Annotated in this window: 12 protein-coding genes; 2 read left to right on the forward strand and 10 right to left on the reverse strand. The window is 72.8% G+C overall.

Annotation, left to right across the window (positions count from 1 at the left end; all coding sequences use genetic code 11):
• Window positions 1-134: 134 nt before the first annotated feature.
• The 9 genes from gatB to ACZ38L_RS27880 form a co-directional block, all read right to left on the reverse strand.
• Entirely contained in the window at window positions 135-1,637 is a 1,503-nt protein-coding gene (gatB, locus tag ACZ38L_RS27840) for an Asp-tRNA(Asn)/Glu-tRNA(Gln) amidotransferase subunit GatB (protein ID WP_465698304.1), read from the reverse strand.
• An 80-nt stretch (window positions 1,638-1,717) separates the two neighbouring features.
• Entirely contained in the window at window positions 1,718-1,957 is a 240-nt protein-coding gene (locus ACZ38L_RS27845) for a hypothetical protein (RefSeq protein ID WP_396557433.1), read from the reverse strand.
• Window positions 1,954-3,447, reverse strand: coding sequence for an Asp-tRNA(Asn)/Glu-tRNA(Gln) amidotransferase subunit GatA (gene gatA, locus ACZ38L_RS27850; protein WP_396557435.1), 1,494 nt, complete (start codon window positions 3,445-3,447; stop codon window positions 1,954-1,956). Before gatA ends, ACZ38L_RS27845 begins: the two co-directional genes overlap by 4 nt.
• A 6-nt stretch (window positions 3,448-3,453) precedes the next feature.
• Window positions 3,454-3,750 carry an Asp-tRNA(Asn)/Glu-tRNA(Gln) amidotransferase subunit GatC gene (gene gatC, locus ACZ38L_RS27855; RefSeq protein ID WP_030302932.1) on the reverse strand — a complete coding sequence of 99 codons (297 nt, stop codon included), beginning with the start codon at window positions 3,748-3,750 and terminating at the stop codon, window positions 3,454-3,456.
• 180 nt (window positions 3,751-3,930) lie between these two features.
• Window positions 3,931-5,733 carry a putative bifunctional diguanylate cyclase/phosphodiesterase gene (locus ACZ38L_RS27860; protein WP_465698307.1) on the reverse strand — a complete coding sequence of 601 codons (1,803 nt, stop codon included), beginning with the start codon at window positions 5,731-5,733 and terminating at the stop codon, window positions 3,931-3,933.
• Between the two features lie 329 nt (window positions 5,734-6,062).
• Window positions 6,063-8,363: an NAD-dependent DNA ligase LigA gene (ligA, locus tag ACZ38L_RS27865; RefSeq protein WP_465698309.1), complete on the reverse strand. Its 2,301-nt coding sequence runs from the start codon at window positions 8,361-8,363 to the stop codon at window positions 6,063-6,065.
• Window positions 8,364-8,381: 18 nt separating this feature from the next.
• Entirely contained in the window at window positions 8,382-9,392 is a 1,011-nt protein-coding gene (locus ACZ38L_RS27870; RefSeq protein WP_465698310.1) for a methionine synthase, read from the reverse strand.
• Between the two features lie 10 nt (window positions 9,393-9,402).
• Window positions 9,403-10,092 carry an SDR family oxidoreductase gene (locus tag ACZ38L_RS27875; RefSeq protein WP_465698312.1) on the reverse strand — a complete coding sequence of 230 codons (690 nt, stop codon included), beginning with the start codon at window positions 10,090-10,092 and terminating at the stop codon, window positions 9,403-9,405.
• Window positions 10,093-10,111: 19 nt separating this feature from the next.
• On the reverse strand, window positions 10,112-10,645 hold the full coding sequence (locus ACZ38L_RS27880) for an LOG family protein (protein WP_465698314.1): 534 nt from the start codon (window positions 10,643-10,645) through the stop codon (window positions 10,112-10,114).
• Between the two features lie 107 nt (window positions 10,646-10,752).
• Between ACZ38L_RS27880 and ACZ38L_RS27885 the strand changes: the two genes are divergently transcribed.
• Together ACZ38L_RS27885 and ACZ38L_RS27890 are read left to right on the forward strand one after the other, a co-directional pair.
• A complete protein-coding gene (locus tag ACZ38L_RS27885; RefSeq protein ID WP_465698316.1) occupies window positions 10,753-10,968 on the forward strand; it encodes a type II toxin-antitoxin system VapB family antitoxin in 216 nt (71 codons plus the stop codon).
• A complete protein-coding gene (locus ACZ38L_RS27890; RefSeq protein ID WP_465698318.1) occupies window positions 10,965-11,387 on the forward strand; it encodes a PIN domain-containing protein in 423 nt (140 codons plus the stop codon). Before ACZ38L_RS27885 ends, ACZ38L_RS27890 begins: the two co-directional genes overlap by 4 nt.
• Before the next feature lie 10 nt (window positions 11,388-11,397).
• On the opposite strand, the gene mnmA is transcribed toward ACZ38L_RS27890, so the two are convergent.
• On the reverse strand, window positions 11,398-12,555 hold the full coding sequence (gene mnmA / locus ACZ38L_RS27895) for a tRNA 2-thiouridine(34) synthase MnmA (protein WP_465698320.1): 1,158 nt from the start codon (window positions 12,553-12,555) through the stop codon (window positions 11,398-11,400).

Below are 12,555 nucleotides of genomic sequence, written 5' to 3' on the forward strand. Positions count from 1 at the left end.
AGAACGAAGCGTGAGAGTAGAGTGTGTGGTGCTACTGTACGGACCCCCCCCCTCCCCCCCCTCCCTCCTCCCCCCCCCACCCCCCCCTCCCCCCCCCCCCCGGGCCCCCCCCCCGGGCCGTTGGAGGTCAGTGACTACTGGCCGAGGCGCTCCAGGATCAGGTCCTTCACCCGGGCCGCGTCGGCCTGGCCGCGGGTGGCCTTCATGACCGCGCCGACCAGCGCGCCGACCGCGGCGATCTTGCCGTCGCGGATCTTGTCGGCCACCGCGGCGTTCTCCGCGATCGCCTGGTCGACGGCGGCACCGAGCGCGGAGTCGTCCGAGACGACGGCCAGGCCGCGGGCGGCCACCACCTCGTCCGGCTCGCCCTCGCCGGCCAGCACGCCCTCGATCACCTGGCGGGCCAGCTTGTCGTTGAGCTTGCCCTCGGCGACCAGCGCGCAGACCCGGGCCACCTGGACCGGGGTGATCGGCTGCTCGGACAGCTCGGTGCCGGTCTCGTTGGCGCGCCGGGCCAGCTCGCCCAGCCACCACTTGCGGGCCTGGTCGGCCGGGGCGCCGGCGGCGATGGTCCCCAGGATCGGCTCGACCGCGCCGGCGTTGAGCACCGACTGCATCTCCTTGTCGGAGAGCCCCCACTCGGTCTGCAGCCGGGCCCGGCGGACCCGGGGCAGCTCGGGCAGCGCGGCCCGCAGCTCCTCGACCCACTCCCGGGCCGGGGCGATCGGGACCAGGTCGGGCTCCGGGAAGTACCGGTAGTCCTCGGCGTTGTCCTTGATCCGGCCGGAGGTGGTGGTGCCGTCGTCCTCGTGGAAGTGCCGGGTCTCCTGGATGATCGTGCCGCCGTCGGTCAGCACCGTGGCGTGCCGCTGGATCTCGAACCGGGCGGCCCGCTCGACCGAGCGCAGCGAGTTGACGTTCTTGGTCTCCGAGCGGGTGCCGAAGGTCTCGGTGCCGTTCGGGCGCAGCGAGAGGTTGACGTCGCAGCGCATCTGGCCCTTGTCCATCCGGGCCTCGGAGACACCCAGCGCCTTGATCAGCTCGCGCAACTCGGCGACGTACGCCTTGGCGACCTCGGGGGCCCGCACGCCGGCGCCCTGGATCGGCTTGGTGACGATCTCGATCAGCGGGATGCCGGCCCGGTTGTAGTCCAGCAGCGAGTGCGAGGCGCCGTGGATCCGGCCGGTCGCACCGCCGACGTGGGTGGACTTGCCGGTGTCCTCCTCCATGTGGGCGCGCTCGATCTCGACCCGGAAGACCTCGCCGTCCTCCAGCTGCACGTCGAGGTAGCCGTTGAAGGCGATCGGCTCGTCGTACTGCGAGGTCTGGAAGTTCTTCGGCATGTCCGGGTAGAAGTAGTTCTTCCGCGCGAAGCGGCACCACTCGGCGATCTCGCAGTTCAGCGCCAGGCCGATCTTGACCGCCGACTCCACGCCGACCGCGTTGACCACCGGCAGCGAGCCGGGCAGGCCCAGGCAGGTCGGGCAAACCTGGCTGTTCGGCTCGGCCCCCAGCTCGGTCGAACAGCCGCAGAACATCTTCGTCTTGGTGCCCAGCTCGACGTGGACCTCCAGGCCCATCACCGGGTCGTACGACGCGAGGGCGTCCTCGAACGAGACCAGGTTCATGACGCTCACAGCGTCCCTTCGTAGCTCAGAGAAGTTCGGGGGGTGGGTCCGGCCGCGCCGCCGGGGCTACGGCCGGACCCGACGGGCGGTCAGCCCGCCAGCACGTCGTCGCTGCCGAGCTGCTTGAGCTCGCGCAGCAGCAGCGCGGTGCTGGTGACCAGGGCCAGCGCGCCGATCACGGCATTGGCCAGGAGCAGCTTGTCCTGCTCGCTGCGCGCCTTGCGGACGTCCTTGGCGATGCCCAGGGCGCCGAAGGCGCTGGTACCGATGGACAGCCAGAGACCGGGCTTCGTGTGCTTGAAGCCCTTGGCCTTCTCGATCTTGCTCACAGTGCCGGTGCCTCCTCCAGCAGGGGGTGCCCCCACTTGTCGTTGAGTGCGGCCTCGACGGCGCCGCCCACGCGGTACAGGCGGTCGTCCGCCATCGCGGGTGCGATGATCTGCAGGCCGACCGGGAGATTGTCCTCCGGGGCCAGACCGCAGGGCAGCGACATGGCCGCGTTGCCCGCGAGGTTCGAGGGGATCGTGCAGAGGTCCGCCAGGTACATCGCCATCGGGTCGTCGGCGCGCTCGCCGATCGGGAAGGCGGTGGTCGGGGTGGTCGGCGAGATCAGCACGTCGCAGGTCGCGAAGGCCTCGTCGAAGGCGCGCGAGATCAGTGTCCGGACCTTCTGCGCCGAGCCGTAGTACGCGTCGTAGTAGCCCGAGGAGAGCGCGTAGGTGCCCAGGATGATCCGGCGCTTGACCTCGGGGCCGAAGCCGGCCTCCCGGGTCAGCGCGGTGACGTCCTCGGCCGAGCGGCTGCCGTCGTCGCCGACCCGCAGGCCGTAGCGCATCGCGTCGAAGCGGGCCAGGTTGGAGGAGGCCTCGCTGGGCGCGATCAGGTAGTAGGCCGGCAGCGCCAGGGTGAACGACGGGCAGGAGACCTCGACGACCTCGGCGCCCAGCTCGCGCAGCAGCTCCACGCTCTCGTCGAAGCGCTGCATCACGCCGGCCTGGTAGCCCTCGCCGGCGAACTCCTTCACCACGCCGATCCGCATGCCGCGCACGTCACGCAGCTTGGCCGCCTCGACCAGGGCCGGGACCGGCGCGTCGATCGAGGTGGAGTCCAGCGGGTCGTGGCCGGCGATCGCCTCGTGCAGCAGCGCGGCGTCCAGCACCGTACGGGCGCACGGGCCGCCCTGGTCCAGCGAGGAGGAGAAGGCGACCAGGCCGTAGCGGGAGACCGAGCCGTAGGTGGGCTTGACGCCGACCGTGCCGGTGACCGCGCCGGGCTGGCGGATCGAGCCGCCGGTGTCGGTGCCGATCGCCAGCGGGGCCTCGAACGCGGCCAGCGCGGCCGCCGAGCCACCGCCGGAGCCGCCGGGGATCCGGCTGAGGTCCCACGGGTTGCCGGTCGGGCCGAAGGCGCTGTTCTCGGTGGAGGACCCCATGGCGAACTCGTCCATGTTGGTCTTGCCGAGGATCACCACGCCCGCGTCCTTCAGGCGGGTCGTCAGGGTGGCGTCGTACGGCGGGAGCCAGCCTTCGAGGATCTTGGAACCGCAGGTGGTCGGCACGCCCTTGGTGGTGAAGACGTCCTTCAGCGCGAGCGGGACGCCGGCCAGCGGGCCGAGCTCCTCGCCCCGGGAGCGCTTCTCGTCCACCGCGCGGGCGGCGGCCAGCGCGCCCTCGGTGTCCACGTGCAGGAAGGCGTTGACCTTCTTGTCGACGGCCTCGATCCGGTCCAGGTGGGCCTGGGCCACCTCGACGGCGCTGACCTGGCCGGTGGAGATCGCGGCGGCGGTCTCGGCGGCCGTGTACTTGATCAGGTCGGTCATGGTGGTTCAGTCCTCCCCGAGGATCTGCGGGACCCGGAAGCGCTGCTCCTCGGCGGCCGGGGCGCCGGCCAGCGCCTGGTCCGGGGTGAGCGACGGCCGCACCTCGTCCGCGCGCATGACGTTGGTCAGCGGCAGCGGGTGGGAGGTCGGCGGGACGTCCTGTCCGGCGACCTCGGAAACGCGGGCGACCGCGCCGATGATCACGTCCAGCTGCTCGGCGAAGTGGTCCAGCTCCTCCGCCTGCAACTCCAGACGCGACAGCCGGGCGAGGTGGGCGACCTCCTCGCGCGTGATGCCAGGCATGCAGCGATCCTCAAGGTGAGTTCTGGTGAGGCCGGGCACCTACGGGTGGCCGGCCCGGGACGGGGACCGGCGGCTGGGCCGCGCGCTGGTCTCCGTCCTCTCGGTCTGTGCAGACCATCCTAGGGGGCGCGGCCCGGCGGCCCGGAACCGTTATCGCCGCCGTGACCTCCGCCGGTGCCGCTACTGGGGAGTGGTCGGGGCCTGCAGCCCGGTCTCGGTGGGCTGCGCGAGCGGCGGCACCAGCGGCTGTCCGGCCTGGCTCGGGATGGTCGGCCGGGGCACCCCGGGGTACGGCAGCCGGGGCTCGGGCAGGGACAGTTCGGCCTGCCCGGTCCAGCGCTCCAGCGTGGTCAGCCGCTCGGCGCAGGGCGGCCCGGTACGGTGCACCCGGAGCCAGGCGGTGGCCTGGTCGGCGGGGAGCGCGGCGGAGACCAGCCAGCCCTGCACGGCGTCCACCCCGAGCCCGTGCAGCCGCTCCCAGGTCTCGTCGTCCTCCACCCCCTCGGCGACCACCGTCAGTCCGAGCGAGTGCGCCAGCTCGACCGAGCAGCGGACCACCGCGGCGTCGTGGTCGTCGGCGACCATCCGGGAGACGAACGAGCGGTCGATCTTCAGCTCGCCGACCGGCAGGCTGCGCAGCCGCACCAGCGAGGAGTGGCCGGTGCCGAAGTCGTCCAGCGACATCCCGACGCCGTGCCGGCGCAGCTCGGCCAGGGTGTCGGCGGCCCGCCGCGAGTCGTCCAGCAGCAGCCGCTCGGTGATCTCCAGCTGGAGCGCGTGAGCGGGCACCTGGTGCCGGGCGAGGTGACCGGCCACCCGCTGGGCGAAGCCGGGGTTGAGCACGTCCCGCGGCGAGACGTTCACCGCCACCTGGACCTGCAGGCCCTGCCCGCGCCAGGCGGCGAGCTGGCCGATCGCCGCCTCCAGCACGTAGTCGGTGAGCCGGGGCATCAGCCCGCTGGACTCGGCCAGCCCGACGAACTCGTCCGGGCTGACCCGGCCGCGCCCGGGCCGCTCCCAGCGCAGCAGCGCCTCCAGGCCGACCACCCGGCCGTCGAAGGCCACCTTGGGCTGGTAGTGCAGCTGCACCTCGCCGGTCTCCAGCCCCCGGCGCAGGTCGCCGAGGAGGCCGATCCGGTACGGGGTGTCGGCGTCCTGCGAGGCGTCGTACTGTTCGACCCCGGTCCGCCCGCGCTGGGCGTGGCCCATCGCGACGTCGGCCCGGCGCAGCAACGATTCTGCGTCCCCCGCGTGATGCGGGTAGACGCAGACGCCGGCGCTGGCCTCCAGCACCAGCAGCAGGCCGTCCAGCCGGATCGGCGCGGCGAGTTCGGCGATCAGCGCCTTGGCGAGCCGTTCCAGGGTGTCCCCGCAGCCCACCCCGGGCAGCAGCACGGCGAACTCGTCGCCGCCCATCCTCGCCACCACCGCGCGGCGGCCGTGCTCGGCGGCCGGCGGCAGCTCGGCGAGCAGCTCCTCGGCCTCCCGGCGGCGGTCGGCCGGGCCGGACGGGCGGCCGGGCGGCGCGCCGCCCGCGGGGTCGGGCCGGCCGCCGCGCAGCACCCGGTGCAGCCGCCGGCCGATGTGCACCAGCAGCCGGTCGCCGGCCGCGTGGCCGAGCGTGTCGTTGAGCGAACGGAACCGGTCGAGGTCGAGCAGGATCAGCCCGACGCTGTACTGTTCCTCGCTCTGGTGGTCGGCGATCGCCTCCTGCGCGGCGAGCAGCAGGGCGTGCCGATTGGGCAGGCCGGTCAGCGGATCGGTGAGCTGGTCCCTGGCCCGGTCCCGGGCGATCCGCCAGGCCGCCACCAGGACGGCCAGCGGAACCGCGAAGAGCGGCAGCAGTTCGGGCTCGTGCCGGCTGACCAGGACGGCCAGCGGGATGAGCGGGGCTGCTCCGGCCAGCAGCACACCGAGCAGCAGGACCGCGCCCGCCACCCCCTGCGGCGGGCGCGTCGGCGCACCGCCGGTCGTACGATCCATACGCCCTGTCCTCCGTCAGGCCCGCCCCGCCAGGCCGCGTCGCGGCTCGGACCGACCGCGAACAGCACGGTCGGCCCCAGCACACCTGATGGTGTGCCAGTCGGTCTCAGCCGGGAAGCGCCCCTGTCGGCGCCGGACGAACCCGGTGCCCCCCACTCCTGCTGACACGCTGTTGCGCTCCAGGGTAAGTCCGCCCCCCGGGCGGGGGCGGACTTTCGGTCATCCAGGAGCGGGCCAGCTCGGGACCGGCGCCGTACAGGGAGAAGATGCCCGGTTTGCGGCACCGACACCCGGCTGACGGGGTATCAGGAGGTCACAAGACGGACACGTCAGCCCTGGTCAGCCGCTGCGGGGGTTACCTCGGCCGGGCTTTCGGCAGCCGACTCGGGCTCGGGCAGCCCGAGGTGGGCCCGAGCCGCCGCCGGGCCCTGCTCCAGCAGCACGGCGAAGCCCGCGTCGTCCAGTACCGGCAGGCCCAGTTGGACGGCCTTGTCGTACTTGGAGCCCGGATTGTCGCCGGCCACAACGAAGTTGGTCTTCTTCGACACCGACCCGGTCACCTTCGCCCCACGCGAGACCAGCGCCTCCTTGGCACCGTCCCGGGTGTGGCCGGCCAGCGTCCCGGTGACCACCACGGTGAGCCCCTCCAACGGGCGCTCCCCCTCGTACGCGGCGGCCTCCTCGGTGAACCGCACCCCCGCCTCCCGCCATTTCCGCAGGATCTCGCGGTGCCACTCCTCCTGGTACCACTCCTGGATCGAGCGGGCGATGGTCGGGCCGACCCCCTCGGCGGCCGCCAGCTCCTCCTCGCTCGCGGCGAAGATCCGGTCCAGGTCGCGGAACTCGCGGGCCAGCGCCTGGGCCGCGACCGGACCGACGTGACGGATCGACAGGCCGTTGAGGTAGCGCCAGAGCGGACGGTCCCTGGCCGCCGCCAGGTTGTCCAGTAGCACGGTGGTGTTCTTCTTCGGCTCGCCCTTGAGGTTGGCGAAGAAGGTGACCTCCTTCTGCTCACCGGTGGTGTCGTCCAGCTTCGGCAGGCCGGTCTTCGGGTCGCGGACCAGCACCTTGATCGGCAGCAGCTGCTCGACGGTCAGGCCGAAGATGTCGCCCTCGTCCTTCACCGGCGGGTCGGCGGGCTCCAGCGGCTGGGTGAGCGCGGTCGCCGCGACGTAGCCCAGGCCCTCGATGTCCAGCGACTCCCGGCCGCCCAGGTAGGCGATCCGCTCGCGGACCTGGGCCGGGCAGAACTGGGCGTTGGGGCAGCGCAGGTCGATGTCGCCCTCGGACATCGGGCGCAGCTCGGCGCCGCACTCGTGGCACTGGCTCGGCATCACGAACTCCTGCTCGGTGCCGTCCCGCAGGTCCTCCACCGGGCCGAGGATCTCCGGGATCACGTCACCGGCCTTGCGCAGCACCACGGTGTCGCCGAGCAGCACGCCCTTGGCCTTCACCACCTGCTGGTTGTGCAGCGTCGCGTACTGCACCATCGAACCGGCCACCTTGACCGGTTCGGCGAGCACGGCGAACGGGGTGGCCCGGCCGGTGCGCCCGATGCCGACCTGGATCCGGGCCAGCTTGGCGGTGACCTCCTCCGGCGGGTACTTCCAGGCGATCGCCCAGCGCGGCGACTTGGAGGTGGCGCCGAGCCGGCCCTGGAGCGGGATCTCGTCCACCTTGACCACCACGCCGTCGATCTCGTGCTCGACCGAGTGGCGCTGCTCGCCGTACTGCTTGATGAAGGCCCGCACCTCGTCGAGGGTGCCGACCACCTCGTTGTGCCGGGCGGTGGGCAGACCCCAGTCGCGCAGCAGCTGGTAGGCGTGCGACTGGCAGTCGATGTCGAAGCCCTCGCGGGCACCGATGCCGTGCACCACCATGTGCAGCGGGCGGGAGGCGGTGACCAGCGGGTCCTTCTGGCGCAGCGAACCGGCGGCCGCGTTACGGGGGTTGGCGAAGAGCTTGAGCAGCGCCTGTGGGCGCTTGCCCTCCTCGGCGCGCCGCTCGTTCTCCGCCCTGCGGCGCTCGTTCTCCGCCGCCAGCGAGGCGTTGAGCTCCTCGAACGCCTCGGTCGGCAGGTAGACCTCGCCGCGGATCTCCACCAGCGCGGGGATGTCCTCGCCCTGGAGCTGGTGCGGGATCTCCTTGATGGTGCGGATGTTGGTGGTGATGTCCTCGCCGACCCGGCCGGTGCCGCGGGTGGCGGCCAGCACCAGCCGGCCGTGCTCGTAGGTGAGGTTGACCGCCAGGCCGTCCACCTTGAGCTCGCAGAGGTAGTGGTACTCCAGGCCGTCCAGCTCGCGGGCGACCCGCTCGGCCCAGGCGGCCAGCTCCTCGTCGTCCATCGCGTTGTCCAGGCTGAGCAGCCGCTCCCGGTGCTCGACCTTGGCGAAGCCCTCGGCCGCCGCGCCGCCGACCTTCTGGGTGGGCGAGTCGGGGGTGACCAGCACCGGGTGCTCGGCCTCGATCGCCTCCAACTCGCGCATCAGCCGGTCGAACTCGGCGTCGCTGATGATCGGCGCGTCCTGCTCGTAGTACCGGATGCGATGGTCCTCGATCTCGGCCGCCAGCTCGGCGTGCCGCCTGCGCACCTCCGCCGGGACCTCTTCCCAGCCCTCGACCGCCGCCACCCGACTCCTCCTCCGTGCCTACTCCGGGTTGTCCACCAGACTCTGCGCACCCCTCACGCTGAGTGACAGCGCCTGCCGGGCGTAGGCCGGGCTCGCGCCCGCCAGCCCGCAGGTCGGCGTCACCAGCACGCGACGGCCGAGCAGCTCCGGATCGAGCCCGAGCCTGCGCCACAACGTCCTGACACCGGTGACATTACCGGCCGGGTCGGACATTGCCCGGTCCGTGGAGGGCACCACACCGGCCAGGATCACGGCCCCCGCCTCGATCGCCTCGCCCAGGTCGTCGTCCTCACGCTCCGTCAGCAGTCCGAAGTCCAGCGCCACGCCGGCCACACCGGCCCGGCGCAGCAAGGGAATTGGCACCTGCGGCGCACAGCAGTGCACGATGACCGGGGCGTCCACGGCGCGGACCAGCTCGCGCAGGGTCTCCTCGGCGACCTGCCGGTCCACCGCGCGCAGCCGCTGGAACCCGCTGGCCGTCCGCACCGCGCCGGCCAGCACCGCGGGCAGCGAGGGCTCGTCCAGCTGGAGCACGACCCGCGCGCCGGGCACCCGCTTGCGGACCTCCGCCAGGTGCCGGCGCAGGCCCTCGGCGAGCGAGCCGGCGATGTCCCGGCAGGCGCCCGGGTCGGCCAGCGCCTTCTCACCGTGCTTCAGCTCGACCCCCGCGGCCAGCGTCCACGGACCGACCGCCTGCACCTTGAGCGCGCCCTGGTAGCCCTGGGTGAACTCCTCCAGGGCGTCCAGGTCCTCGCCCAGCCAGGAGTGCGCGCGCCTGGTGTCCCGGCCGGGACGGTCGGCGAACCGCCAGCCGCTCGGCTCGACCTGCGCGAACAGCTCCACCAGCAGCCCGGCGCTCCGTCCGAGCATGTCCGCCCCCGGCCCGCGGGCCGGCAGCTCCGGCAGGAACGGCAGCTGTTCGAGCGCCCCGACCGAGGTCCTCGCGGCCTCCCGCGCGTCGGTGCCGGGCATCGAGCCGACGCCGGTGGCGGCGCCGAGCAGGTCGGGGAAGGGGTGTTCGCTGGTCACACGGTCGAGGCTACCGCCCCGGGCGGACCGTGATCTCGGTGATCTCGGCGTCCCGCGGCAGGTCGATGGCGGTGAGGATGGCGGTGGCCACCGACTCCGGGGCGATCCAGCGCTCCGGGTCGTACGCGACGCCCTCCTGCTGGTGCACCTTGCGCTGCATCGGGGTCGCGGTGCGGCCCGGGTAGACCGAGGTGACCCGGACCCCGGCGGCGTGCTCCTCGGCGCGCAGCGCGTCGGCCAGCGCCCGCACCCCGAACTTGCTGGCCGCGTAGGACGCCCACTCGGCGTGCGCGGTCAGCCCGGCACCGGAGTTGACGAAGACCACGTGCCCGCGGGCCAGCCGCAGCTGGGGTAGCAGCAGCCTGGTCAGCTCGGCCGGGGCGACCACGTTGACGGCCAGCGTCTCCTGCCAGACCTTGACCGGCGTCTCGCCGACCGGGCCCAGCTCGACCACGCCCGCCACGTGCACCAGCGAGTCCAGCTCGACCGGCGGGCTCTGGTGGCCGAACGCCCAGGAGAGCTTGCCGGGGTCGGCCAGGTCGCCGACCAGGGTGTGCGCGGCCGGGAACCGCTCGCGCAGTTCGGCGGCCCGCTTGGCGCTGCGGGCCAGCAGCCAGAGCTCGTCGCCGCGTTCGGCGAGGCGCTCGGCGACGATCGCGCCGATGCCGGAGCCGGCGCCGGTGATCAGGTGGGTGGCCATGGTTGCCCTCTCGGTGAAGTCAGGAACCGGTCTTGGCGAGGTTCTCGAACACCTCGGCCGGAGTGGTGGCGAAGTGGACCAACTCGCCCAGCGGACGCGGCAGGAAGCCCTCGGTCTCCATCCGCTCCAGCTGGGCGCGCAGCCCGTCGTAGAAGCCCTCGGTGTCCAGCAGGACGACCGGCTTGTCGTGCAGGCCGTGCTTCTTCAGCTCCAGCACCTCGGTCACCTCGTCGAGCGTCCCGAGGCCGCCGACCAGCACCACGATCGCGTCCGCCCGCATCAGCAACTGCGCCTTTCGCTCGGCGATGTCACGCGTCATCACCAGCTCGTCGGCCCCCTGGTACCCCTTGTGCGCCAGCAACTCGACCAGCACCCCGACCAATCGCCCGCCGGCCGCCCTCACCCCGTCGGCCAGCACCCCCATCAGCCCGGCGTTGGACCCGCCCCACACCAGCGTGTGCCCGGCCTCCCCGAGCAACCGGGCGAACTCGGCCGCGGGGGCGGTGTAACGGTCGTCGAGGGAGTGCGCGGAGCAGAAGACACAGATGTTCATAGTGGGAACAGGTCTACCACGCGCGACGGCGGGCCCCTCCGCCGGGCAGCCGGGGGCATCCAAGGAGATATACTTCAATCGCGAGTTGATATCAGGAGGCGCATCACATGAGCCGGACCGTGATCGATCTGGATGACGAGCTGCTTGCCGACGTGGCTCAGGCCCTCGGCACCAGCACCAAGAAGGAGACGGTCAACACCGCCCTTCGCGAAGTGCTGGAGAACAGACGACGGGCACTCGCACTGACCCGGCTGCGGGCCGCGGCCGCCGAAGGCGGCTTCGATCTGGACCTCTTCGAGGACAAGAGGAACTACCGTCGGTGAATGCGGCACAGTTCCTGATCGACACCAGCGCGCTCGCCCGCTTCATGCGCGGCGACGGCGAGCAGTACGGCTGGGACCTGGCCGCAGCGGCCGGCCTCATCGCGACCTGTCCCATCACCGAGCTCGAGTTCTTCTCCAGCGCACGCACAGCCGCCGACCGCGCCCGGGGGATCGAGGACGCGCGGCTGCTGTTCAGCTGGGTGCCGGTCGACGACCGCGCCTACGACCGCGCCTGGCAGGTCCAGGACGTGCTGACCAAGCGGGGCCTGCACCGCAGCCCTGGTGCCGTGGACCTCGTCGTCGCGGCGACGGCGGAGCTGCAGGGCCTGACCCTGCTGCACCGGGACCATGACTTCGAGTGCATCGCGGGCGTCACCGGGCAGGCGCTGCAGTGGTACGGGCCCGAGGCCGGAAAGTGACCGGAGCCCCTCAGACCTCCGCCGCCAGTGCCCGGCGTTCGGTCGTCGCGATGGTGGCGGAGCCGACCACGCGGGTGCCGTCGTAGAGGACGACGGCCTGGCCGGGGGCGATGCCGCGGGCGGGGGTGGCGAGCCGGACGCGGAGGCCGTCGGGGGTGGGCTCGGCGGTGACCGGGACCTCCTCGCCGTGCGCGCGGAGCTGGGCGGTGTAGGCACCGGCGGCGGGCGGTTCGGCGCCGCACCAGCGCGGGCGGATGGCGGTGAGGCCGATCACGTCGAGGCCCTCGGCCGGGCCGACCGTGACGGTGTTGTTCACCGGCGAGATGTCCAGCACGTAGCGCGGCTTGCCGTCGGCGGCCGGGCGGCCGATCCGCAGCCCCTTGCGCTGGCCGATGGTGAAGCCGTACGCGCCGTCGTGCTCGCCGATCTTGGTGCCCTCGGTGTCCACGATGTCACCGGTCGCGGTGCCCAGGCGACGGGCCAGGAAGCCCTGGGTGTCGCCGTCCGCGATGAAGCAGATGTCGTGGCTGTCCGGCTTCTTGGCGACCGCCAGGCCCCGGCGCTCGGCCTCGGCCCGGATCTCCTCCTTGGTGGTGTCACCGAGGGGGAAGAGCGAGTGCGCCAGTTGGGCCGCGTCCAGCACGCCCAGCACGTACGACTGGTCCTTGGCACCGTCCACCGCGCGGTGCAGCTCGCGGCCGCCGTCGGGCAGTTCGACGATCCGCGCGTAGTGGCCGGTGCAGACCGCGTCGAAGCCCAGCGCGAGCGCCTTGTCCAGCAGCGCGGCGAACTTGATCTTCTCGTTGCAGCGCAGGCAGGGGTTGGGGGTGCGGCCGGCCGCGTACTCGGCGACGAAGTCCTCGATCACGTCCTCGCGGAACCGCTCGGCGAGGTCCCAGACGTAGAACGGGATGCCGATCACGTCGGCGGCCCGGCGGGCGTCCCGGGAGTCCTCCAGGGTGCAGCAGCCGCGGGCGCCGGTGCGGAAGGACTGCGGGTTGGCTGCCAGCGCCAGGTGCACGCCGGTCACCTCGTGGCCCGCCTCGGCGGCCCGGGCCGCCGCGACGGCGGAGTCGACGCCGCCGGACATCGCGGCCAGCACGCGCAGGCGGCGGCCGGTGGACGGGCCGGTCGGGGCACCGGGGAACGCACCAGGGAATTCGGTCAT

The sequence above is a fragment of the Kitasatospora sp. NPDC024654 genome, assembly GCF_055559155.1.

Excerpts from the sequence above, each read along its gene's own strand:
- ACZ38L_RS27860 (WP_465698307.1), bottom strand. The coding sequence starts at position 5,733 with ATGGATCGTACGACCGGCGGTGCGCCGACGCGCCCGCCGCAGGGGGTG.
- gatC (WP_030302932.1), bottom strand. The coding sequence starts at position 3,750 with ATGCCTGGCATCACGCGCGAGGAGGTCGCCCACCTCGCCCGGCTGTCG.
- ACZ38L_RS27875 (WP_465698312.1), bottom strand. The coding sequence starts at position 10,092 with ATGGCCACCCACCTGATCACCGGCGCCGGCTCCGGCATCGGCGCGATC.
- ACZ38L_RS27880 (WP_465698314.1), bottom strand. The coding sequence starts at position 10,645 with ATGAACATCTGTGTCTTCTGCTCCGCGCACTCCCTCGACGACCGTTAC.
- gatA (WP_396557435.1), bottom strand. The coding sequence starts at position 3,447 with ATGACCGACCTGATCAAGTACACGGCCGCCGAGACCGCCGCCGCGATC.
- mnmA (WP_465698320.1), bottom strand. The coding sequence starts at position 12,555 with ATGACCGAATTCCCTGGTGCGTTCCCCGGTGCCCCGACCGGCCCGTCC.
- ACZ38L_RS27885 (WP_465698316.1), top strand. The coding sequence starts at position 10,753 with ATGAGCCGGACCGTGATCGATCTGGATGACGAGCTGCTTGCCGACGTG.